Source organism: Marinomonas pontica, assembly GCF_026191375.1.
Classification (GTDB): Bacteria; Pseudomonadota; Gammaproteobacteria; order Pseudomonadales; family Marinomonadaceae; genus Marinomonas; species Marinomonas pontica.
Window position 1 is genome coordinate 33,812 of sequence record NZ_JAODTL010000042.1, and the last position, 21,568, is coordinate 55,379.

General features: G+C 42.2%; 17 protein-coding genes and 2 pseudogenes. 7 read left to right on the plus strand and 12 right to left on the minus strand.

What is annotated here, in order from left to right; genetic code table 11:
• The 5 genes and pseudogenes from N5P32_RS11085 to N5P32_RS11105 all read right to left on the minus strand — a co-directional run bounded on the left by N5P32_RS11085 (position 1) and on the right by N5P32_RS11105 (position 6,698).
• Complete coding sequence (locus tag N5P32_RS11085) at positions 1-1,164, minus strand: MFS transporter (protein ID WP_265729135.1); 1,164 nt, start codon at positions 1,162-1,164, stop codon at positions 1-3.
• 237 nt (positions 1,165-1,401) lie between these two features.
• Positions 1,402-2,355, minus strand: coding sequence for a VOC family protein (locus tag N5P32_RS11090; protein ID WP_265729136.1), 954 nt, complete (start codon positions 2,353-2,355; stop codon positions 1,402-1,404).
• Between the two features lie 20 nt (positions 2,356-2,375).
• Positions 2,376-3,533 (minus strand): alpha/beta hydrolase family protein, encoded by a 1,158-nt coding sequence (locus N5P32_RS11095; protein WP_265729137.1) that lies wholly within the window; start codon positions 3,531-3,533, stop codon positions 2,376-2,378.
• Between the two features lie 170 nt (positions 3,534-3,703).
• Positions 3,704-4,999: a DUF1329 domain-containing protein gene (locus N5P32_RS11100; RefSeq protein ID WP_265729138.1), complete on the minus strand. Its 1,296-nt coding sequence runs from the start codon at positions 4,997-4,999 to the stop codon at positions 3,704-3,706.
• Positions 5,000-5,082: 83 nt separating this feature from the next.
• Positions 5,083-6,698, minus strand: a pseudogene (locus N5P32_RS11105) (DUF1302 domain-containing protein).
• 146 nt (positions 6,699-6,844) lie between these two features.
• Here N5P32_RS11105 and N5P32_RS11115 point away from each other — a divergent pair.
• Positions 6,845-7,759, plus strand: a complete 915-nt coding sequence (locus N5P32_RS11115) for a LysR family transcriptional regulator (protein ID WP_265729141.1) — start codon at positions 6,845-6,847, stop codon at positions 7,757-7,759.
• 52 nt (positions 7,760-7,811) lie between these two features.
• On the opposite strand, the gene N5P32_RS11120 is transcribed toward N5P32_RS11115, so the two are convergent.
• Both N5P32_RS11120 and N5P32_RS11125 read right to left on the minus strand, forming a co-directional pair.
• Complete coding sequence (locus tag N5P32_RS11120) at positions 7,812-9,047, minus strand: anaerobic sulfatase maturase (protein ID WP_265729142.1); 1,236 nt, start codon at positions 9,045-9,047, stop codon at positions 7,812-7,814.
• Between the two features lie 87 nt (positions 9,048-9,134).
• Positions 9,135-10,985 (minus strand): sulfatase-like hydrolase/transferase, encoded by a 1,851-nt coding sequence (locus N5P32_RS11125; RefSeq protein ID WP_265729143.1) that lies wholly within the window; start codon positions 10,983-10,985, stop codon positions 9,135-9,137.
• A 604-nt stretch (positions 10,986-11,589) separates the two neighbouring features.
• On the opposite strand from N5P32_RS11125, the gene N5P32_RS11130 reads away from it, so the two are divergent.
• Both N5P32_RS11130 and N5P32_RS11135 read left to right on the plus strand, forming a co-directional pair.
• Positions 11,590-11,937, plus strand: coding sequence for a helix-turn-helix transcriptional regulator (locus N5P32_RS11130; RefSeq protein ID WP_265729144.1), 348 nt, complete (start codon positions 11,590-11,592; stop codon positions 11,935-11,937).
• Positions 11,921-13,174: a type II toxin-antitoxin system HipA family toxin gene (locus tag N5P32_RS11135; protein ID WP_265729145.1), complete on the plus strand. Its 1,254-nt coding sequence runs from the start codon at positions 11,921-11,923 to the stop codon at positions 13,172-13,174. The genes N5P32_RS11130 and N5P32_RS11135 overlap by 17 nt, the downstream gene beginning before the upstream one ends.
• Before the next feature lie 848 nt (positions 13,175-14,022).
• On the opposite strand, the gene bamE is transcribed toward N5P32_RS11135, so the two are convergent.
• Entirely contained in the window at positions 14,023-14,379 is a 357-nt protein-coding gene (bamE, locus tag N5P32_RS11140) for an outer membrane protein assembly factor BamE domain-containing protein (protein ID WP_265729146.1), read from the minus strand.
• Positions 14,380-15,212: 833 nt separating this feature from the next.
• Between bamE and abiEi the strand changes: the two are divergent.
• The 4 genes and pseudogenes from abiEi to N5P32_RS11160 form a co-directional block, all read left to right on the plus strand.
• Positions 15,213-15,719 (plus strand): annotated as a pseudogene (gene abiEi, locus N5P32_RS11145) (type IV toxin-antitoxin system AbiEi family antitoxin); the annotation flags it as partial.
• 1 nt (position 15,720) lies between these two features.
• Complete coding sequence (locus N5P32_RS11150; RefSeq protein ID WP_067014182.1) at positions 15,721-16,611, plus strand: nucleotidyl transferase AbiEii/AbiGii toxin family protein; 891 nt, start codon at positions 15,721-15,723, stop codon at positions 16,609-16,611.
• An 89-nt stretch (positions 16,612-16,700) separates the two neighbouring features.
• A complete protein-coding gene (locus N5P32_RS11155) occupies positions 16,701-17,048 on the plus strand; it encodes a helix-turn-helix transcriptional regulator (RefSeq protein ID WP_067014565.1) in 348 nt (115 codons plus the stop codon).
• Positions 17,032-18,204, plus strand: a complete 1,173-nt coding sequence (locus tag N5P32_RS11160; protein ID WP_265729148.1) for a type II toxin-antitoxin system HipA family toxin — start codon at positions 17,032-17,034, stop codon at positions 18,202-18,204. Before N5P32_RS11155 ends, N5P32_RS11160 begins: the two co-directional genes overlap by 17 nt.
• Before the next feature lie 296 nt (positions 18,205-18,500).
• On the opposite strand, the gene N5P32_RS11165 is transcribed toward N5P32_RS11160, so the two are convergent.
• The 4 genes from N5P32_RS11165 to N5P32_RS11175 are packed head-to-tail and all read right to left on the minus strand — an operon-like array spanning position 18,501 to position 21,535.
• On the minus strand, positions 18,501-18,944 hold the full coding sequence (locus N5P32_RS11165; RefSeq protein WP_024024984.1) for a DUF411 domain-containing protein: 444 nt from the start codon (positions 18,942-18,944) through the stop codon (positions 18,501-18,503).
• A gap of 23 nt (positions 18,945-18,967) precedes the next feature.
• Positions 18,968-20,560 carry a copper-translocating P-type ATPase gene (locus tag N5P32_RS11170; protein ID WP_457920487.1) on the minus strand — a complete coding sequence of 531 codons (1,593 nt, stop codon included), beginning with the start codon at positions 20,558-20,560 and terminating at the stop codon, positions 18,968-18,970.
• On the minus strand, positions 20,545-21,315 hold the full coding sequence (locus tag N5P32_RS18360) for a YHS domain-containing protein (protein WP_457920486.1): 771 nt from the start codon (positions 21,313-21,315) through the stop codon (positions 20,545-20,547). Before N5P32_RS18360 ends, N5P32_RS11170 begins: the two co-directional genes overlap by 16 nt.
• On the minus strand, positions 21,308-21,535 hold the full coding sequence (locus tag N5P32_RS11175) for a hypothetical protein (protein ID WP_031215207.1): 228 nt from the start codon (positions 21,533-21,535) through the stop codon (positions 21,308-21,310). The genes N5P32_RS18360 and N5P32_RS11175 overlap by 8 nt, the downstream gene beginning before the upstream one ends.
• Positions 21,536-21,568 lie beyond the last annotated feature (33 nt).

Sequence of the window (21,568 nt, forward strand, 5' to 3'; positions counted from 1 at the left end):
TCACACTACCGGCTCAGAATGAGGCATATTTGAACGGTTCTGAAATACTCGCATAAAGCACATAAGTGAAATCGCACCGAATACTAAAGAGGCGATGCCTATGCCATGGTAGCCAACCAATTTAATGAGGGTTCCACCCAAAATAGGACCAATTGCTGCACCTATCATTAACATGGCTGGTGTTGCCGCCATAGCACGCCCTGAAGTATCCAAACGCGCCAACAAACCAAAGACAAAGGTATGAGTGAAAAGCATAATAGAGACAAAAAATGCCGCAGAAGCCGCATACAAAACGAACCCAGTTGTGTTCATCATGATGTTAGAAAGTAGAATTTGTAGAATGGGACCTGCGAATAACACCGCACGGGCAGGAATGCGTTTTTCAAAAATACCGGCTAATGCTGCCGCAACAATATTGATCACCGCCAATGCAATTAAAACAACCGTAATGGAATCGGTTGCAAAGCCTCTTTCATGGCCTACTCGCTCCATAAAACTGAACGTCATGGCTTGAGTAATCGCCATTAAGCTTATGCCTACAATGCCATACCAGACGCTAGCGGGAATTTTGCTTGGCGTCTCAACCTGATTAGCCTGAGCCTTTTCAGTAACACTTAATGAAGGAAACATGAACAAACAAATTAAAGAAGCCAACAACATAATGCCACCAAAGATGACAAACAAGGCCTGCCCACCAACGGCTTGAGTAATATTAGGCGTCGCTCCCATAAAAACAAAACCCATAACCCCTAAGGTAAAACCAGCAATCGCAAACAACTTATGCGGATTCTCGCCACGAGCCAAGGTGCCATGCGCCATACTCAATGCAGAACTTGCACTCAAACCAGCGATAAAGTGCAAAGCAGCTAATACTGTAAATTCGTGGGATTGCGATGCGCCAATAAAACACACACCAGACACAAAAAAGCCAATAGTTGCCACCAAGCGCGTATTAAGTCGCTTGAATTTTGGAGCCACAAATAAGCTGGCGCACACTGCGCCGATTAAGAATAAAGTAACTAAACTACCAGACTGCTGAGTATCAAATTTATAATAAGAAACCAGAACCCCTATCCATAACGGAAGAGCGACTAAATCCAACATACCTGCACAATGGGAAACCATTAGAGCTAGGTTACCTTTAAAACCAAAACGATGGCTCATCGTACACCTCCTGACAGGCAGGTAGCTTCTCTTCGATCCGTAAAGCAAAAAATCCCGTATCGCACAGATATCATCAACATACAATTGTCATCCACTTTGTTTATTGTTATTTCGTGGTAATGGCTTATTTGCCACTTTATTAAGTGTTCATGGGGCAATGGCAAAAGCGACTGCTCCTTCCCATGAACGCTTGTCTATTTTAAAAATTGATTTATTTATATTTTCACGAAGACAGACTTACTCGTAAGCGCCATTTTTCCCTGAGTCTTTACCCGGTGCCCATTTATTTCTATAGCGCATCAAAAAGGTCTGAGATGTGTCTGCATCAGAGGTTGCTACACGAGGCACCCAATTTTGGTCATGCAAATCCATGTCTGCGTCCATTTCGATATGGCATGCAAATGGGCTGTTGAAATACCAAAACCAGTTTGAACCAAAAATGTGACGACCCGGTCCCCAAAATGCTTGATAGCCTTTCTCAATAAAACGCGAACCGTTTTGCATCATTTCTGTTGGGCCACCAAAGTGGAAAGTGAAATGCTCGACACCTTGCATAAATGGTGGCGCACCAATCAAAAAGTGAGTGTGATGATCCAAGGTTCCTGCAGGTTGTAAGAATGGTCCTGTACCTTCAAAACGATCAGTACAACGGAACCCTAAACGCTCAACGTAAAACGCTTCGGCTTTCACTGGATCTGGAACGAAATACACAATATGCGATAACGTACGCGGACGAATTTGCTCAGCGTCATCGTTCACAGCAAGGTGGTTTACTGGGCGTTGAAATGGCGAACCTGGCACATTCGAGATTTCACCTGGCAAGGTTAGCTGTTTACGCTCAGTGACTTTAAAACCAATCACAAAACCTGAATCATCTGTTGATTCAATCGAGCCATCGGCCAATGCTTTCACGTCTCTGTCTTTGCTTAATTCCGCAGTAATCGCATCAATCGTTTCTTGATCCGCAACGCCCATGATGGTTTTACGCATCATACAGCCATTACCAATGCTCGCAGGTAAACTCTCATTTGCAGAGTGTGCTAATACAACAGATGTCCCATCTAACGCTTCAAAACGGCCACCTTTTTCAGTGACATCAACAGGAAACAAACCGTAATCAGTCAAAAAAGTCGCGCAACCAGCTACATCCTCAACCCCAAAAACGATGCTTTCTAAACCTACTATTTTCATTCTTATTATCCTCTTTGGGTTTAAGCCGTATGGCCTTTAAGAGTTTCAGCCACCCAGTCAGCTATATACGCTCCGGCGTTGGCTGAATTATCAAAACTAGAGTGCTGTACGCCACCTTCACGATCAGTAAAGACTTTTAGCTCTCGATTAGGGCTGTTCACAAGTTGCTCATAAGTACGATGAGCCCATTTCAGCGGGATTTGTGAATCTTTTTCGCCGTGGGTCACAAGGAATGGCACCTTAATACGATCAAGAACGCCATCAAGATGAACTTTTTCTGCAATCTCCATGAACTCATCCATGTCTTTTGCACCCCAAACCCAACGCACGTGTTCCCAATAATGCGGAACAGGAAAACTGCCTTCTTTTTCTAAACGACGTTTTTGTACGTCACGCCAGTCATGGTTCGCTCCCCAGACCACGCCACAAGCAAATCTTGGCTCAAATGCAACCGCTCTAGGGCAGTAGTAGCCTCCAAGAGACACACCTTCCAAACCAATACGTTTCGCATCAATCTCTTCACGTGTTTCCAACCAATCCACTACTCGGCTTGCCCAATGCTCACTGTCGAAGCGCGCAGTGAAACCTTGTTGACGAATGGCATCGCCCGTACCTGGTTGATCCACAATTAATGAAGAGACACCACGTTTCGCTAACCAAGCAGGCAAACCTACTCGGTATTTCATTTCTTTTGTTGAGTCCAAACCGTTCACCTGAACGAGAACAGGCGCTTTACCTTCAACGCCTTCTGCTCGAACGTACAAAGCAGATAGGTGTTTGCCTTCGTATGGAATCTGAACTAGCTCACAATTCTCTTTGGACAATTCGATACCGCGGGCAAAAATATCTTGGAAGCGTTGGTACAACGCCTCTCGGCCAGGTGAACCATGACCTTGTAGACGTTCAGCAGTTAGGTAGTAAGTCGCCGCACGGCCATATTTATCACCGGCTGAAATTAAACGTCCACGTTCTTCATCTTCTTTCGCTAGCTCGCATAACTTATCAGCCATACGCTCCCAGCTATCTCGGAATGCTTTTGACCCTGCCGCATCTTTTGCATCAGCCGCTTCCTTCAATGGCGCGCACATTTCTTGAATTTCACCAATGCGAGCCCCCATCTCTAAAGCAAGGTTGATAGAAAGATCCCATGGATAATTAGTGGGAAAATAGCGAAACATATATACTCCAACATCTTGTATTTAAAAGCTGAAAACAGCTTGGTTTGTAAAATTAAGCGCCCCCATTTACTCCAAAACCTGCATCAAAGGACGAGCCAAGCCAAAAGGGGTAAGGCTAGACCCTCCCTTTGATACAAAAGGAAATTGGATAAATTGGGGATTAATAAAACTTAGCGTGAACCTTGGCGTGCCAACCCTTGTCCCGTAAAAGTACTGGTAGAAAAACGCTCTACTGGCTTGTTATGAAATTTTTTGTCATTCATCACGTTCGCCACATACGCTTCACCAGACAACAAGTTATAGAACCCAAAAGTCTGTGGAATGGTGCCTGGGAACTCCGGCATAACATAGTTAAACTGCCATAGTGTTTTCCAAAGCTGGCCTTTAGAATCCCAACGGTCGCCAAGAGAAGCCTGCCATGTATCTTCATCCAAGTAGTATCGGCTTCGTGTAGCCTGATGACGTTTACCATCTGCTAAAGTCGCTTCCACAACCCAAACACGATGTTTTTCCCAACGAACTGCCTCTGGATTTAAGTGATTACCAGTAATGGCTTGCTCATCACTATATTGCAAAAAACGGTTTTGGTTGTATGGAATCAAGATTTCTTTCTTGCCTAACAACTTCCAATCGAATACTTCTGTAGTGCCCGAAAAAACACTTAATTCATCAAAAGACATTAAGCCTGCGGTGGCTGGCGTTGGCGTATCACAGCACGCATTTGGTAATTTGCGAACACGACGCTGACCAGTCAAATATACATAGGCTGCACTTTTATCCGCGTCCAAATTAGTACGACCAACAATCCTTTCTCCGGCACGAATCGGTGGTCCATAGTTCTCAAGATTGACCTCCCAAAAGTAGCCATCAAAGCCATCGCTTGAGCCTTCCTGGAAGTAATAAGGCATTTGATTTTTCAGTAGACCATCAGTTGTCAATACAGTCTTGCCACTGGAGGTTATTTGATACTGGTTAATTTCTGACTCCCAGCTCACTCCGCGCCAGGACAAACGATGATTATTAATCGCTTCCAAGCCGTTTTGTGGAATTGGGAAAGGAATTCCGCCAAAAGCACCTTTAAGATCATCCCCATCAAGCGATGCTTTTAACGCATTTTGAGTAGTGTAGTTATACACCCAATCTGGCGCAGTCGCTGTTCGATGTGTTGGGTACACATCAAGACGGTAAGAATCTGGATATTTTTCCAACATGGCTTTTACACCATCTGTCAAATATTCAGCGTATTCATTCATATTAGCCGCAGTAACGGAATACAAAGGTTTTTCACTTGCAAAAGGATCTAAGCGTTTACCGCCTAACACTTCTCCAGGAATAGGGTCATTAAAACCACCCGTCCAAGCAGGAATAGAACCGTCCGCGTTACCTGCTTTTTCTGCGCCAAAAGGAGTTAAATCTGCCCCTAGCCGAGCGGCTTGTTCTGGGCTAACAGCGGCATTAGAAGCCATTGAAAAACAACCTAGTACTGCAGAAGTAACTAAAATACTAAGAGAGTGTTTTTTATTGTTATACATCATCATTCTCCAAAAAATTAAAAGGTCGTACTTATGGAAGCGGAGATAAAATCGCGATCTTTGAGTGATTGTTTATAGGTTTGGCTGTTGGTGTCATCATTAAACACCCCTTCAGGACCATAATATTTGACGTAACTTAAGGATGCGTTCCAACGGTTCAAATACAGTGCTTTCACACCAATATTGATATCACCACCTTTATCAATACCAAATGAAGAGCCAAGAGCCGAAGACTTACCAACGGTATAACTTGCACCAATAGATGGACTTAAATCCACGCCATCAAATACTTGACGATAAGTTGGTGTATAGACCAAACGTATAGAGGCTGCTGACTTATCGGAATTTGGGTTCAGCATGGTTTCATTTTGTGTGGTTTTTACACGAGTATTCCATGCAATTTCACCGACAAATGACGCTTCTTGAGCAATAAAACTAGGAACATTCGCAATCCAACTCACTTGCGCGTGGGCTGTCTCACCAATGGCATAACCTGGGTTACTGTCGTTGTTATATCTTTCTTGAGAGGTATTTCGAGCTTGCGGCGTACTATTTAGAGGCGTGTTTGTTCGATAAGACACCTCCCCGGCCCAACTCCATCTACCAATGGTTTTTGCAGCGCTGAAACCATAAGCCTCAATACCTTCAGCATAAGCCCAACGATAGTCTTGAGCACTTGGAGGTCCGCCAACCCCAGGCACCGTAGTTGTATAACTGTTGCTTGGCGCAGTGGCATGAAAGCGAATGGCATAAAGACCATAATCAATATCGTTGTTGTAATCGCTAAACTTCAACTGAACACCATACTGACCTGAGTCAGATGGCTCAGCATCATCGATATGATCAAAGTTACCAATAGAACCCGCGAGAATTTGGTCTCCATCTATGGTGTCACCAGAAGCAAGGTATGCTCCAGCAGGCTGCAATCGTGACTTCTCCCATTCGTAGGAATAATAAGCACCCACGGAAACACTTTCAGACACCGGCAAATCAATAGACACTTTACCCGTTGGTCTCATCGTTTCTTTAAATTGAGAGTTTGGAACAGACATGAGTTTGACAACATCCACTGGGCCTTGAGTGCCCGCAATGCCATTTGCGCCAAAGAACAAACTCTCTCCCCACAAAAGAGAATGTCGACCTACGCGTAACGTACCTTCCATGCCATCGACAACAGGAAAACGACCATACACAAACGCATCCATGAGTTCAGCATCCCCCCCATGATGTCTTTGGTTTGATCAGAGAATTCACTTGCGGAACCGTAGTTATTATTAGTGCTGGTCGTATTATCGGTGGCTCGATGGTATACATCGTCATACCATGCCGCACCACTAACACGAACCCCAAAACCATCGTAAGATGCATCAAACTCTGAAAATAAATCTAATCGATTAGATACCAGTCCTTTATTAAAGTTGTTGTTACCATCGTCATAGTTGTCATCTGATGTAAGGGTGTCTGACTGATCCTTAAGACGCATTGCAGTGCTGTACTTCAAGGTATTATCAAAGCTAATTCTTAGGTCACGATTACCTGTATCAATATTAAAGGCGTAACCTGTGCTTGCGCTTGAGGCAATTGCTAACGCAACGACCTTCAGCCTAAATGGCGTCGAGTTGATTATATTCACGCGTTCTTCCTCTCAAATTTTATTTTTATGTTTCAAGAACACGCTCAATGTAAATTAGTACGACCTTTCAGAAAAACCCTTTAAAGTGAAACAACCATTCGATATTATCGAATGATCAAAAAAAACAATAGTTGACGAGAACTCACATGCGCTTTAAAAAACTCGACCTGAATCTATTGGTCGCCCTAGATACCCTTCTTACAGAGCAAAGCATTACAAAAGGTGCCGAAAAGCTTAATATGAGCCCTTCCGCCCTAAGCAACTCTCTATCCAGGTTACGAGACTATTTTGAAGATGACCTACTAACACAAATTGGTCGGAGAATGGTTATTACCCCATTAGGTGAAAGCCTAAAAGGCAATGTTCGCAATGCCTTAAATAACATTGAAAGCACGATCCTAGTGCAGCCTAGCTTTGAACCTAAAACGACAGATAGGGTTTTCAGTGTGTTTTGCTCAGACTACACACAAACAGTACTGGCCCCGCATGCCTTAGAAATAGTAGGCAAACAAAAAAGTACAGCCAGGTTCCAGTTCTTACCCCAAGTAGACAACCCTGATGAGCAGCTCGAACAGGGCAAAGCCGATTTATTAATCATTCCCTCTAACTTTTTATCAACACAGCATCCTCATGATGTTCTTTACGAAGAAGAATTTGTTTGTGTCGTTTGGAAGGACAGTGACATAGCAAAAGGAGAATTAACGATTGAAAAATACGCCTCAGCAGGCCATGTATTAATGCGCCCAGCGGTCATTAAAAAGGATTTTTTTGAAACATCATTTGCCAAGCAATACGGAATAAAACGTCGCTTAATCGCGACAACGTTTAGCTTCGCTTCTCTTCCTGCATTGGTTATCGGATCAGAAAACATCGCAACCATTCACGCCCGCTTGGCGAGAAAAATGGCTAAGGTTTGGCCATTAAAAATACTCCCACTTCCTTTCGACATTCCACCCATGAAGCAATGTGTTCAGTGGCATCAATATAGAAATAATGACGAGGGATTAATTTGGCTGAGAAACACCCTCAAAGAAGCCGCATTTAATATGGACGCCGAATAAGTAGACTCTTTTTCGAACCATTCGAGACCTTCAAGAAAGTTTTATTCGCTGTTCACGAATAAAACTTTCGTTTTATCTCTTGCTTTACCTTTTTCATAGGAAGCTGATAACTCAACAAACCCAAGGTATGTGACATTTTGGGCACAACATGAGAAAAGTGTGACTTAAAACCATCGCACAGATAATTTCGATTTAACAACCCATCACTCGACTCTTCAAACCGATGCTTTGGACAGCCGCCATGACACACAGAACGCACCTCACATTGATGACAGTCAGTACTGATATTGTTCAGCTTATCCTGACCAAATTTACGGTTTTGTGGCAAGTTAACCAAATCAATTAAAGAAGTGTCATTGACGTTACCTAGCTTATGCTCTGAGTAGACATAATGATCGCAAGAATACACATCGCCATTTGATTCCATCGCCACGCTACTGCCACAGGTTTCATTAAACACACAAGCGCCAGGGCGCCCCGCTATCTGACTCATGGTTTGTTCAAAGTTCATGATAAATACTTTTCCTAAATCATTTTGAATCCAATGATCAAAAATCGTATTCATAAACTTTCCATAAGCTTTCGCAGGAACAGACCACTCTGCAAGATTTGACTCACCTTCAAAAGTAGGTTGTATCAGTATCAAACCATCACGATCAGGCACAATCGCCTTTCGCTCCACCAAAGGAATAAACTGCATATACTGACTGCCAATACGCTTTAAAAACGCATAAACATTGAGTGGGCGCTTTACATTCTCCGCATTCACTACGGTTAAGGTATTAAAGTCGACACCGTGCTTTTTAAGCAATTCTAACCCTTTGAGCGTATCGTCAAAGGTGCTTTTTCCCTTACGAGATAGGCGATAAGTATCATTACTTATACGATCACCATCTATCGAAACACCAATCAAAAAATGATGCTCTTTAAAAAACAACGCCCACTCTGCGTCCAGCAAGGTCGCGTTCGTTTGCAACGAATTGGATACCGTTTTATGACCTTTATGCTGCTCTTGAATGGCGACAGCTTGACGAAAAAAGTCTACCCCTAATAAAGTAGGCTCTCCTCCCTGCCATACAAACTCGATAACATCACCTTTTTGGGATTGAATTTGATCGCGAATGTAATTTTCTAGCGTCGTATCATTCATACGCCACTGCTTCTTTCTCTCTGGATAAAGATGTTCTTTTTCGAGATAGAAGCAATACGTACAATCGATATTACACACCGAGCTACTAGGCTTAGCCATAACACCAAAGTGCTCAATTCGATCTACAGTTTGATTCATTACAACACCTTCCCAAAAACAACGAAGCTGAGGCAACCCACTAAAGTTACCCCAGCCTCCATTTCAATATTTACTTACGCCCCATAATTATCGACCACTGTATGACGCAGCGTGCTCAATGACCTTTTTTTGTCGAATATACTCATTAAACTCACCTTTTAGCTCGCGTACAAGCTTTGGGTGTTGGGCAGATAAATCCTGAGTCTCTCCACGATCTTTAGACAAATCATAAAGCGCCCAAGGCACATCTTTTCTAAACACTGGCGTTTTACTCATTGGCGCCTGTTGACTCAGCTTCCAATTCCCGCGAACAACATAACTCGCCCCCATCAACTCATCCGCTAACACAGTGCCTTCAGGATGAACCATTGAAAAAGCTTGAGGTTGTTGTAAAGCAGCAAGTAAAGAAACCCCATCAGGTGCATGAATAACCTTACCTTGATAAGTTGACCCTGGCATATCAACACCCGCCGCTTCCAAGAAGGTAGGCAACATATCCGTTACTTGAACACGAGCCGGCGATGTCGGCCTTTGGTCTTTCTGACCATTCAGTTTAATTATTAGTGGCGATGCTGTTCCACCTTCAGCTCCTGTAAATCCTTTAAACAAGCGGAAAGGTGCAGAACCCACCTCAGCCCAACGAGAACCATAAGCGACAACAGACCCCGGTTTACCCATATTTTCTAATGAGTTATCCACCTTAGTTCCAGGAATTTGAGGCATAAACGCCGACGCACCTTCAGCACCGTTGTCTGACATAAAGGCAATAATGGTATTGTCATACTCACCTATTTCCTTCAAATGCGACACCAACCGGCCAACATGTCGATCCAAATTACTCACCATAGCCGCGTAAATCTCCATGGATTTAGCTTCTTTCAGTTTTTCGTCGGAATTCAATTCATCCCAATGCTTTGGACCAACCGAGTCTTTCGCTGGCTCTATCACATTAGCAATTAAACCAAGGCGTTTCATTCTAGCCAAACGCTGCTGCTTGATAACATCATAACCTACATCATAGCGCCCTTTTTGTGCGTCAATATCTGCTTGAGGCGCCTGTAGCGGCCAATGGGGTGCCGTATAGGCAGCATAAGCAAAGAACGGCTTGCCGTCTTTCAAGTTTGAATCAATGTAACTTATTAATTTATTGGTATAAAACTCTGTAGAATAGAAGTCTTTAGGCAGCATTTTAGATGGAAACACTCGATCATCTTCCGCATACATAGTGATGTCTAGCGGTGTCGGTGGACTAGATGGAGCAAAATGCGATCCTCCTCCATTTACCAATATAAATGATTTATCAAACCCACGTGCATATGGCAAAGCGCTTTTATTTATTCTGTACCACGTTTTATGATCTTTATCTGGCGCTTTAACATCGTATGCCAAATGCCACTTCCCAACCATATAAGTATGATAACCAGCATCAGATAACAACTCAGACATTGTGGCAGTCTTTTCACTTAAATGACCACGGTAACCTTCTGGAATGTTATCAAAATCGTAAGTGTTCGATTTCCCCCAAGGCGCCGTAATGGGCTTATCTTGCATAATATTAATGCCGACCACTTCTCCCATATTCCCAATACCCGCCAAATGATGGTCAACCCCCGTCATTAAACTGGCACGGGTGGGTGAACATACAGCTGCAGTATGGAAATTGGTTAAAATGCGTCCTTGATTAGCTAAGGCATCAATATTTGGGGTGTTTATTTCACTGCCGAAGACACTTAAGTCTGAATAACCCAAATCATCGGCCATAATCAATAAAATATTAGGGCGAGTCTCGTCGTTTAAATGAGCCGTGTTATACGTCGTCTCTGTTTGGGCCATTGTCGACGCACTTAATAACGAAGCAGCGACAACGCCAAGCGGTAAGTGAGGAACTTTGAATTTTGACAAGGTACTAGCGCCCTTCTCGTACAAGCGATCAATCATAGATATATCCACTAACGGTGTATTATTTTTGTTAGCGCTTAACCTATCAATAATTCAATTTAGATCAAGCCCTTTATATTGAACTCTTGTGTTCATGAAATCGAATGAAAGCTGAGATAGCACAAAGCTGACTTTGCGAGCATTTTTAGGTTGAGTGCGCCGGAGAAATCGCGGATATCCAATGTAACCATATCAAGAGCGCTACGGTAATCCCCCCGAAAATTAACAACAGCCAAAAGTAGAATTTCAGTAGAATTAAAACCTTAGCAGCACCACAAAAGGTGCTACAAAAAACAACCTATATCGTATTATTTTGTAGACCGATTCATAAGATCATTTGCTCGAGACCCCCCGCTTTCACGCTCAATTTTCCTCTATAGCAACTTTCACCAACTTAGTCTTCATAAAGGTGGTCATGAGATTATCTGCATTATTCAAATCACACCATGATATGAATAATGCAGGATATTTGAATTATCAACGGCTATCTCTATGCCACTTACACTAATCATTAAGCCCGAAAAAAGAAACATTTTTGTTTCTTTATAAAAAAATAGCAACTAATATGCTTCTATCTATTGAAAAGCTACTTATAAGTTTCCTTATGAAAAATCTACTACAGCAAATCAAACAGCGCCGCTTAGCACTAAAACTCAAGCAGAATGACATGCCTATGCGTATTGGTATTTCTAGACAGCAATATCAACGACTTGAAGCAAAAGGCAACCCAAGACTCGATACGCTTGAACTGATTGCCAAGGGCCTAAACAGCGATATCATGCTGATTCCAAAAGAAAAGTTGAATGCTGTTTTAGCTGTTCTTGAAAGTGATGGTAACAACACATCTTTACCGCACAAACAGCCAACTCATGCTGACGAACAAAAAAAACTATCGGATGATCCATGGAAAGGATTACTAGAAGATGGGGACGAAGATGACAACGGAAATTAGTGTTCTTAAGTTGACGTTACATGGCCATCTAGTGGGGTATTTGGCAGGGGCAAAAAATGGACGTAATATTCTTCATTTTGCTGAGAGCTATCAATCTAGTACAACACGCCCTACTTTTAGCTTAACCACTCACCCGAATTTCCCACATGCCAATGAAATGCTATCTGAGCCATGGGCGACCAACCAACGTCTGCACCCTATTTTGTCCAATCTATTGCCTGAAGGTTCTTTGCGAGAGCTAATCGCTCAAGGGCTCAAAACCCATGTAGATAATGAGTTCCATATTTTATCTTATCTCGGTATGGATCTACCGGGCGCATTAGTCGCTGAACCGATGGAGCCTGAAGATGTGCCTCTACATTTATTCTCATCTCATGGCCAAGTAAAAGCAGTTAAATTCGACAAACTCAGCCAAGAGAACAAGTTCTCCTTGGCAGGCGTTCAAATGAAGTTTTCCATGAAGGAAAAAGACGGTCGATACAATCTATCGCAAGACAATGTGCTTGGCGATTGGATTGTAAAAACACCTTCCACCAAACATAAGGAAGTACCCGCCAATGAGTTTACTGCCATGACTCTCGCTTCTCTCATTGGCGTGGATATTCCTGAAATAAAATTGGTCGAGATAGACCAATTAGACAACCTTCCTCAAATCAATCTTCCTGATGAAAAATTAGCTTTCGCCATAAAACGGTTTGATCGGCGTGACGACCAACGCATTCACATGGAAGACTTTGCTCAAGTTCTTGTGAAGTACCCACATGAAAAATACAGTTCAGGCAACTACGAACAAATAGCAAAAATCCTGTATCAGTTTTCTGGTGATGGTCTAAATGATGTCCAGCAACTTGCTCGTCGTTTACTCGCCAACATCCTATTAGCAAACGGCGACGCCCATTTGAAAAACTGGAGCTTACTGTATACAGATCAAGTCACACCCAGACTTTCCCTTGCTTACGACATAGTCACCACCAGTGTTTATATTGAAAACGAACAACACTTTGCCCTTAATCTAGCTAAGACAAAAGCTTGGTACGATGTCTCATATAAGCACTTTGAACATTGGGCTACTAAATCAGATATTCCATGGCGAGCGATCAAACCGCATCTGGATGATGTGATGAAAAAAGCGAGAAGCCTTTGGCCTGATGCTTTGAACAAACTACCTATGAATGAAGAACACAAACAAAAGCTAAGGACACATTGGCAAAGACTTCATGAAGATTTTCGAGTTTAAACTTTTTAGGGATCGTTTTTTGCGAGGTCAGTAAAATAAGTTTACAGATACAAAAAAGCCCCGACGCCGTGAATGATCACTAACTGTCGAGGCCTTATAATTTGGTAGGACTAAGCAGATTCGAACTGCTGACCTCATCCATGTCAAGGTTACTCTGAATATTCCCTTACATGGCGTTCAACGACTTTATATAACGTATTCAATGCCTTAGTAAACTCACACCCTTTGAATCAAAGCAATATAAGGCAATAAAACTCTATATCAGGGGATTTTGGCCCATTTTGATCCCATCTTGGCCCATGACCTCTACCCTTCGAATCAAAGCATCTCAAATTAGTCCATACTTTAAAGGCAAAAACACCCATAAATGCATGGTTTCAATTGCTTTGAATCAAAGCATACTTTTGGACATTTTTGTGGCTTTGATTCGTAGTAAACGTGAGTTTTCGTGAGATTACAATCTTCCCATCACCACAAAAGGTCTACAAAAAATAACCTATAACGTATTATTTTGTAGACCAATTTAAAGAATAATTTTCTGGAAACTAGCCTATTCACTATCAATTTCCCCTTAGCGACTTCCATTTAATTACTCTTCACAACGACTAGAATGTGATTGCCTACACCATTCACATCAAATTATGATTAGATTAATCATGTTATTCAAATCATAGTGTGTGTTATGTGGATATGGCAGCAAGATAATTTGCCTAACTTTATATGGGATAAAAACGCTGTAGAACCAATGTTAAGAGATTTGATCCAACCACACTATACGCCCTTCTTTACAGAAGCGGCTATAGTGGGATATGGGGAGTTACTTATCATCAAATACGAAAACGAGCTAATCAATAGACATTCGTCGTATTTGGTGATTCAGTATAAGAGTAGCTTTCTACAACATCACCTTTAAAGGTTACTTTAAGTGTTTTAGACTCAGTGGATGTTTGTACTTTCATTGCGAAGACCATACTTTGAGCGTGTGAAGAAGTCTTAATATATTGATATAGCCACACCTCAGTTCCATCAGAAGATTTACTTATCGTTGCAGGGCTACCGAAGCTGCTCTTTACATCTTCTTTAGTTGTAACCCCCTCTTTCATACTATCAATTTGTAGCGCGGTAAAATTAGTTCCAACTTCATAGTTGGATGTAGCACAAGCAGAAAGAAGCACACCTAGAACAATCGCACAAAGAAGTTTCATCAAAATCCCTTTTGTATCCAATAAAAAATTAATATAGATGTATGGACAATCAACTGCCCATTATTTTTTTCCCTATAAAATAAAGGGTGACAAAACCTAACATAGCAAATCTTACATTATAAACAAACTGTAGATTTTCCGACCCGTTAAGGGGCTGGTGACTAAAATAGAAACAAAAGGATTCTGGACACTATAAAAAAGGAGGTTTTTAGACAACCTAGGCGAGCACAAACCATAGCTTATTGGGAATCATATAGAATACTTTATAGTTTGCAGATACAAAAAAGCCCCGACGCCGTGAATGATCACTAACTGTCGAGGCCTTATAATTTGGTAGGACTAAGCAGATTCGAACTGCTGACCTCTACCATGTCAAGGTTACTTTGAATATTCCCTCACATGGCAATGAACTACTTTATATAATATATTCAATGCCTTAGTAAACACACATCCTTTGAATCAAAGCAATATAAGGCAATAAAACTCTATATCAGGGGATTTTGGCCCATTTTGATCCCATCTTGGACCATGACCTCTACACTTCGAATCAAAGCATCTCAAATTAGCCTATACCTTAAAAGCAAAAATCCCCATAAATACATGATTTCAATTGCTTTGAATCAAAGCATACTTTTGGACATTTTTTTGACTTTGATTCGAAGTAAAATAGAGCTTTATACCATTAAAAGCTTATCCCATCATAAGAGGTCTACAAAAAAACACCTTAAACGTAATATTTTGTAGACCTAAATCTTGTCTACTTAACTCATTAGGTCTACAATTTAACACCAATAAAGTAATAATTCGTAGACCATTATGAGAAAAAAGAAAAATTACTGTCCGCACTATCTCATGCTACTAAAGCCGGTGGAGGTGTTCATACGGCTACGGAGATAGCATTTATGCTAGGCGAAAAACATACACCTGCTTTTACCAAGTTTCTTACAGATTGCGTACGAAAAGGTGTGTTACGAAGAGTTGCAGCGGGTATTTTTGAAAGTACCATTACTCCTCCAGATGGATCCACGGCAATTTACAAGGTTGTAAATAAGCTCAGAGGAGACGTACTTAACTATATCAGCCTAGAGAGCCAACTTAGCTATACAGGCGATATTTCACAAATTGTTATGGACAGACTCACTGTGATGACAAAAGGTAGAAGTGGTATTTTTCCGACACCTTATGGCGTCATTGAGTTTACACATACAAAAAAAACGATCGAGACAATCGCTCCTAATATTTATTTCGATTCAGATATAAAAATGTATCGGGCCAAAACAACCCAAGCTCTTATTGATTTAAAAAACTGTAATCGAAATCTGCACATGCTGGAGGCATAACATGCTCAAAGAAGTCATAAAGCAAATTGTTAACACCAATCCTGAGTATGCAGGGATAACACCTGTTATAGAAAAAGAAATATTGCACCATGATATTATGGCGGTCATGGTAAAACAGGGGGTTATGCAATCACTGACTTTTATTGGCGGCACATCACTTCGCTTATGTCACAACAGCTCTCGATTGTCTGAGGATTTAGACTTTAATGGAGGGCATGACTTTAAACCTGATGATTTTGATGGTCTGGAAGTCGAGATTCAAAAGTACATACAAAAAAAATATGAAACAGAAGTCTGGGTAAATAAGCCGAACCAAGACAAACAAGGAGACACATCTTCTTGGAAAATTAGTATCGAAAAAGAAGCCAACCGCCCTGATCTACCACGTCAAAAAATGCATATCGACATTTGTGCTATCCCTTCTTTCGACATTGAGAGAAGACCACTGATAAATCATTACGATGTCGTCGTTCCAACAGAAGGACTTTTGATCCCAGTACAGTCGTTAGAAGAAACCTTGGCAGATAAATTCATTGCTCTAGCATACCGTTCCAGACGAATTAAACCTCGTGATGTTTGGGATATTCTTTGGATCAAGCAAAGAGGTATTGACGTATCCATAGAGCTGATCAGCAAAAAACTTGCAGCAAGAGAAAAAACAAAATCTCACTTCATAGAATCGCTTAGCCTTCAGGTCGAAAAATTACTCAACGAAGAAGAGGTAAAAGCCGACTTCAACAACGAAATGAGCCGTTTCATTCCAAGCCAAATTAAACAGCGAACAATTGATAATCCAGAATATTGGCAATACGTGCAACTTGAAATTAAAAGCATGACAGACCTGATACTCAAACCTGATTTACAGACAAAGAAATTTGATATGGGACTTTAAACGCCGAAAAAGAAACTCTTAAGTTGCCTTAAATAAAAATAGCAACTAATATGTTTCTATATATTAAAAAACAACTTATTAGTTTCCTTATGATAAACCTACTACAGCAAATCAAACATCGCCGTTTAGCACTGAAACTCAAGCAGAATGACATGCTAATGCGTGTTGGCATTTCTAGGCAGCAGTACCAACGGCTTGAAGCAAAAGGCAATCCAAGACTCGATACGCTTGAACTGATTGCCAAGGGTCTCAATAGCGACGTCATGCTGATTCCAAAAGAAAAGCTGAATGCTGTTTTAGCGGTTCTTGAAAGCGATGGTGACAACACATCTTTACCGCACAAACAGCCTGATCATTCTGATGAACAAAAAAAACTATCGGATGATCTATGGAAAGGATTACTAGAAGATGGGGACGAAGATGACAACGGAAATTAGTGTTCTTAAGTTGACATTACATGGCCATCTAGTGGGGTATTTGGCAGGGGCAAAAAATGGACGTAATATTCTTCATTTTGCTGAAAGCTTTCAATCTAATATAGCGCGCCCCACTTTTAGCTTAACCACCCATCAAAATTTTCCGCGTGCTGATAAAATGCTATCAGAGCCATGGGCGACCAACCAACGCTTGCACCCTATTTTGTCTAATCTATTGCCTGAAGGTTCTTTGCGAGAGCTGATCGCTCAAGGACTCAAAACCCATGTTGATAATGAGTTTCATATTTTGTCTTATCTGGGCATGGATTTACCGGGCGCATTAGTCGCTGAACCGATGGAGCCTGAAGATGTTCCTCTACATTTATTCTCATCTCATGGCCAACTAAAAGCGGTTAAATTCGACAAACTAAGCCAAGAGAACAAGTTTTCCTTGGCTGGTGTTCAAATGAAGTTTTCCATGACGGAAAAAGACGGTCGATATAATTTGTCGAAAGACAATGTGCTTGGCGATTGGATTGTGAAAACACCCTCCACTAAACACAAAGAAGTGCCCGCCAATGAGTTTACTGCCATGACTCTCGCTTCTCTCATTGGCGTGGATATTCCTGAAATAAAATTGGTCGAGATAGACCAATTAGACAACCTTCCTCAAATCAACCTTCCGGATGAAAAATTAGCTTTCGCCATAAAACGGTTTGATCGGCGTGACGACCAACGCATTCACATGGAAGACTTTGCTCAAGTTCTTGTGAAGTACCCACATGAAAAATACAGTTCTGGCAACTACGAACAAATAGCAAAAATCCTGTATCAGTTTTCTGGTAATGGTTTAAGTGATGTCCAGCAACTTGCTCGTCGTATACTCACCAACATCCTATTAGCAAACGGCGACGCCCATTTGAAAAACTGGAGCTTACTGTATACAGATCAAGTCACACCCAGACTTTCCCCTGCTTACGACATAGTCACCACCAGTGTTTATATTAAAAGCGAGCAACACTTTGCCCTTAATCTAGCTAAGACAAAAGCTTGGTACGATGTCTCATATAAGCACTTTGAACATTGGGCTACTAAATCAGATATTCCATGGCGAGCGATCAAACCGCATCTGGATGATGTGATGAAAAAGCGAGAAGCCTTTGGCCTGAGGCTTTAAAAAACCTACCGATGAATGAAGAGCACAAACAACAGCTAAAAGCGCATTGGCAGAAACTTCATAAAGATTTTCGAGTTTAATACTGTATAGCAAAGTCTAATAAATCCAGATTAATCATATTCTTTATAGACATATAGATAGGGATATATACCGAAGTATGAGAATTGAACGTCTATTGTACTTAGACATAAAAAGACCCCCAGTAATTGGATAGTCCAACTATTGGGGGTCACTTCATAGCTCGGCTTTTTCCTTTCAGCTTGATAACCTGTTGGATTTGATGGATTTATCGTTTATCAATATTGTTGATAAACTGTCATCGTTCCTTTTTGGCTAAACTGAATCACATTAAAATCTTTGTATTGCTGACCTTTTTCAGCCATGCCAGGAGAATACCTTGGCATTCCAGACACAGCCAACCCTGATACATTTTCAGGTTTCTCAAGTATTAAACGTGCCACATCTTGTTCTGGCACATGCCCTTCAATTAAGTAACCGTCGATAACAGCGGTGTGACACGATTGTAGTTGCATGGGCAGACCCGCATCTTTCTTTAAAGAGGACCAGTCTTCTGTGTGATGATAATTAACGGTATACCCTTCTGCCTCCATTAGCTCACCCCATTTAACACAACAACCACATGCCGGAGACTTATAGAGATCTATTATAGGTTGTGCAAACACGCTAGCACTTACTAACGTTAAGATTGAAGTTGCAATGATTTTATTGAATACCTTCATATTTTCACCTCTTTCAAAATTAGCTATTTACTATTAATTTGGCTATCTGATAATTTTACCGCACGCAACCTTAAAGCATTTAGTATGACACTCACCGAGGAGAGCGACATAGCTACAGCGGCAAAAATAGGCGATAAAAGAATACCTGTAAATGGATAAAGTACCCCTGCCGCAATCGGTACACCTGCCATGTTATAAACGAATGCGAAGAACAGATTCTGTCGAATATTACGCATGGTTGCCAGGGATAATCGCCGTGCCTCCACGATGCCCATCAGATCGCCACGTAATAGAGTAATACCCGCACTTTCGATAGCCACGTCGGTTCCTGTCCCCATGGCAATACCTACATCTGCGGTTGCCAAGGCTGGCGCATCATTAACACCATCACCAGCCATAACAACAACACGACCCTCATTTTTAAGCTGTTGAATAACATTGCCTTTATCTTCCGGCAATACTTCTGCCTTCACTTCATCAATGTGGAGTTTTCGAGCTACAGCTTCGGCAGAGGTACGATTATCTCCGGTCAGCATCACCACACGAATCCCTTCATTCTGCAGAGCGGCTATTGCCGCTTTAGTGGTGTCCTTGATCGGGTCTGCAATCGCCAGCAAACCACAAACCTTTCCATCAACTGCGGCAAAAATTACTGTTGCACCGTCCTCTCGAAGTTGATTGGCTTCTTCCTCAAAGGCGGATGTATCAACATTTTCTGACTGCATTAACAATCGATTACCAAGCAGAACCCTTTTTCCATCGACTTCACCAGTAACGCCTTTGCCGTTTGGAGAGTCGAAATCTATGGCGTCTGGTAATGTTAGGTTCATTGTTTTAGCTTTATCCAAAATAGCATGTGCCAAAGGGTGCTCGCTGCCCTTTTCAAGGCTACCGGAATAACGCATCAAGTCCTCATCGCTGAAACCATTTGCCGAGACCAGCTTTGTCACCTGAGGTTTACCCTCTGTTAAAGTCCCGGTTTTATCCACTACCACTGTGTCTACTTTCTCCATCCGCTCTAACGCCTCGGCATCTCGTATCAAGACACCAACCTGAGCACCACGACCGACACCGACCATGATAGACATAGGCGTCGCCAGACCAAGCGCACAGGGACATGCAATAATCAGCACACTCACAGCGGCAATCAGACCAAAGGCCATGGGCGGCGTTGGACCGACGATAGACCAGACCCCGAACGCAATGATAGAGACCAGCAGAACAACTGGGACGAACCAACCAGCCATTTTGTCAGCCATTCCCTGAATAGGCGCACGACTTCGCTGCGCACTGGCGACCATCTGGACGATCTGAGATAGCATTGTGTCTCGTCCGACTTTGTCGGCTCGTAAAATAAAACTGCCTTGCTGATTTATGCTACCACCAATTACCTGATCTCCAGTTTTCTTAGTAATAGCCAAGGGTTCACCAGTGACCATGGATTCATCAACGTTGGAACTACCCTCAAGCACTTCGCCATCTAGAGGCACCTTATCGCCTGGCCGAACTCGCAATCGATCACCAACCTTTATTTGATCGAGCGACACATCAGACTCACTACCGTCATCGTCCAGTTTTCTTGCCGTGGCTGGAGCCAGATCTAATAGGGCTTTGATAGCCCCAGAGGTTTTTCTCGAGCTTGGAGTTCAAGTACCTGTCCCAGCAACACTAGTACAACAATGACAGCGGACGCCTCGAAGTACACTGCGACCGAGCCATCGTCCGCGTGAAAAGCGTCAGGAAATATCTGCGGAGCCAAGGTCGCGACAAGACTGTACAACAGAGAGACGCCCGTACCGATGGCAATAAGTGTGAACATATTAAGATTGCGACTGAGTACTGATTTCCAACCACGTACAAAGAATGGAAGACCACACCAAACGACCACTGGCGTCGCTAAAACTAACTGAATCCAGTTGGATGTTTGTGGCGACACAATGTGGTCAATATTAAAAAGATGACCTCCCATTTCGATCAAAAAAACCGGAAGAGCAAGGGCCAAACCAATCCAGAATCGACGAGTCATGTAAGCAAGTTCTTCGGAAGGGCCGTCGTCGAGGCTTACCGCCTCAGGTTCAAGCGACATGCCACAAATTGGGCATTCACCCGGGCCTTGTTGACGAATTTCTGGATGCATAGGACAGGTAAACATGGTTCCGGATGCAACCGACTCTGTCTGCTCATTTTCTTCACTGAGATACTTTTCTGGATTATTATCGAACTTCGACTGACAACCGGAAGAACAGAAATACCAAGTTTTTCCGGCATGCTGACTGCTATAATCTGCAGTTTGGGGATCCACTGACATTTTGCACACAGGGTCATGTACACCGTGGCTTTTATGTTCATGATGATTCGAATGCTCACTCATCCTGTGCTCCTTTTTTACTCGCAGGCCAGTCAGAAAAAGCAATAAAATACAACAAAACCAGATTGACCATTGGAACCAGTATCAGCAACCCCAGCCAACCAGAATATCCAGCTCGCTGGCATATTCGATAGACAGGTACAACAACTAAAATAGCAACAACCAACATCCACAACCAGTGACCTGCCCACATAGTGCTACCAAACATACTTTCGTTCATCATGGTATTGTCCTTTCTTTCTATATCGTAGAAATT

Coding starts and splice junctions, on each gene's coding strand:
- N5P32_RS11085 (WP_265729135.1), bottom strand. CDS start 1,164: ATGAGCCATCGTTTTGGTTTTAAAGGTAACCTAGCTCTAATGGTTTCC.
- N5P32_RS11090 (WP_265729136.1), bottom strand. CDS start 2,355: ATGAAAATAGTAGGTTTAGAAAGCATCGTTTTTGGGGTTGAGGATGTA.
- N5P32_RS11095 (WP_265729137.1), bottom strand. CDS start 3,533: ATGTTTCGCTATTTTCCCACTAATTATCCATGGGATCTTTCTATCAAC.
- N5P32_RS11100 (WP_265729138.1), bottom strand. CDS start 4,999: ATGGCTTCTAATGCCGCTGTTAGCCCAGAACAAGCCGCTCGGCTAGGG.
- N5P32_RS11115 (WP_265729141.1), top strand. CDS start 6,845: ATGCGCTTTAAAAAACTCGACCTGAATCTATTGGTCGCCCTAGATACC.
- N5P32_RS11120 (WP_265729142.1), bottom strand. CDS start 9,047: ATGAATCAAACTGTAGATCGAATTGAGCACTTTGGTGTTATGGCTAAG.
- N5P32_RS11125 (WP_265729143.1), bottom strand. CDS start 10,985: ATGATTGATCGCTTGTACGAGAAGGGCGCTAGTACCTTGTCAAAATTC.
- N5P32_RS11130 (WP_265729144.1), top strand. CDS start 11,590: ATGAAAAATCTACTACAGCAAATCAAACAGCGCCGCTTAGCACTAAAA.
- N5P32_RS11135 (WP_265729145.1), top strand. CDS start 11,921: ATGACAACGGAAATTAGTGTTCTTAAGTTGACGTTACATGGCCATCTA.
- bamE (WP_265729146.1), bottom strand. CDS start 14,379: ATGAAACTTCTTTGTGCGATTGTTCTAGGTGTGCTTCTTTCTGCTTGT.
- N5P32_RS11150 (WP_067014182.1), top strand. CDS start 15,721: ATGCTCAAAGAAGTCATAAAGCAAATTGTTAACACCAATCCTGAGTAT.
- N5P32_RS11155 (WP_067014565.1), top strand. CDS start 16,701: ATGATAAACCTACTACAGCAAATCAAACATCGCCGTTTAGCACTGAAA.
- N5P32_RS11160 (WP_265729148.1), top strand. CDS start 17,032: ATGACAACGGAAATTAGTGTTCTTAAGTTGACATTACATGGCCATCTA.
- N5P32_RS11165 (WP_024024984.1), bottom strand. CDS start 18,944: ATGAAGGTATTCAATAAAATCATTGCAACTTCAATCTTAACGTTAGTA.
- N5P32_RS18360 (WP_457920486.1), bottom strand. CDS start 21,315: ATGAGTGAGCATTCGAATCATCATGAACATAAAAGCCACGGTGTACAT.
- N5P32_RS11175 (WP_031215207.1), bottom strand. CDS start 21,535: ATGATGAACGAAAGTATGTTTGGTAGCACTATGTGGGCAGGTCACTGG.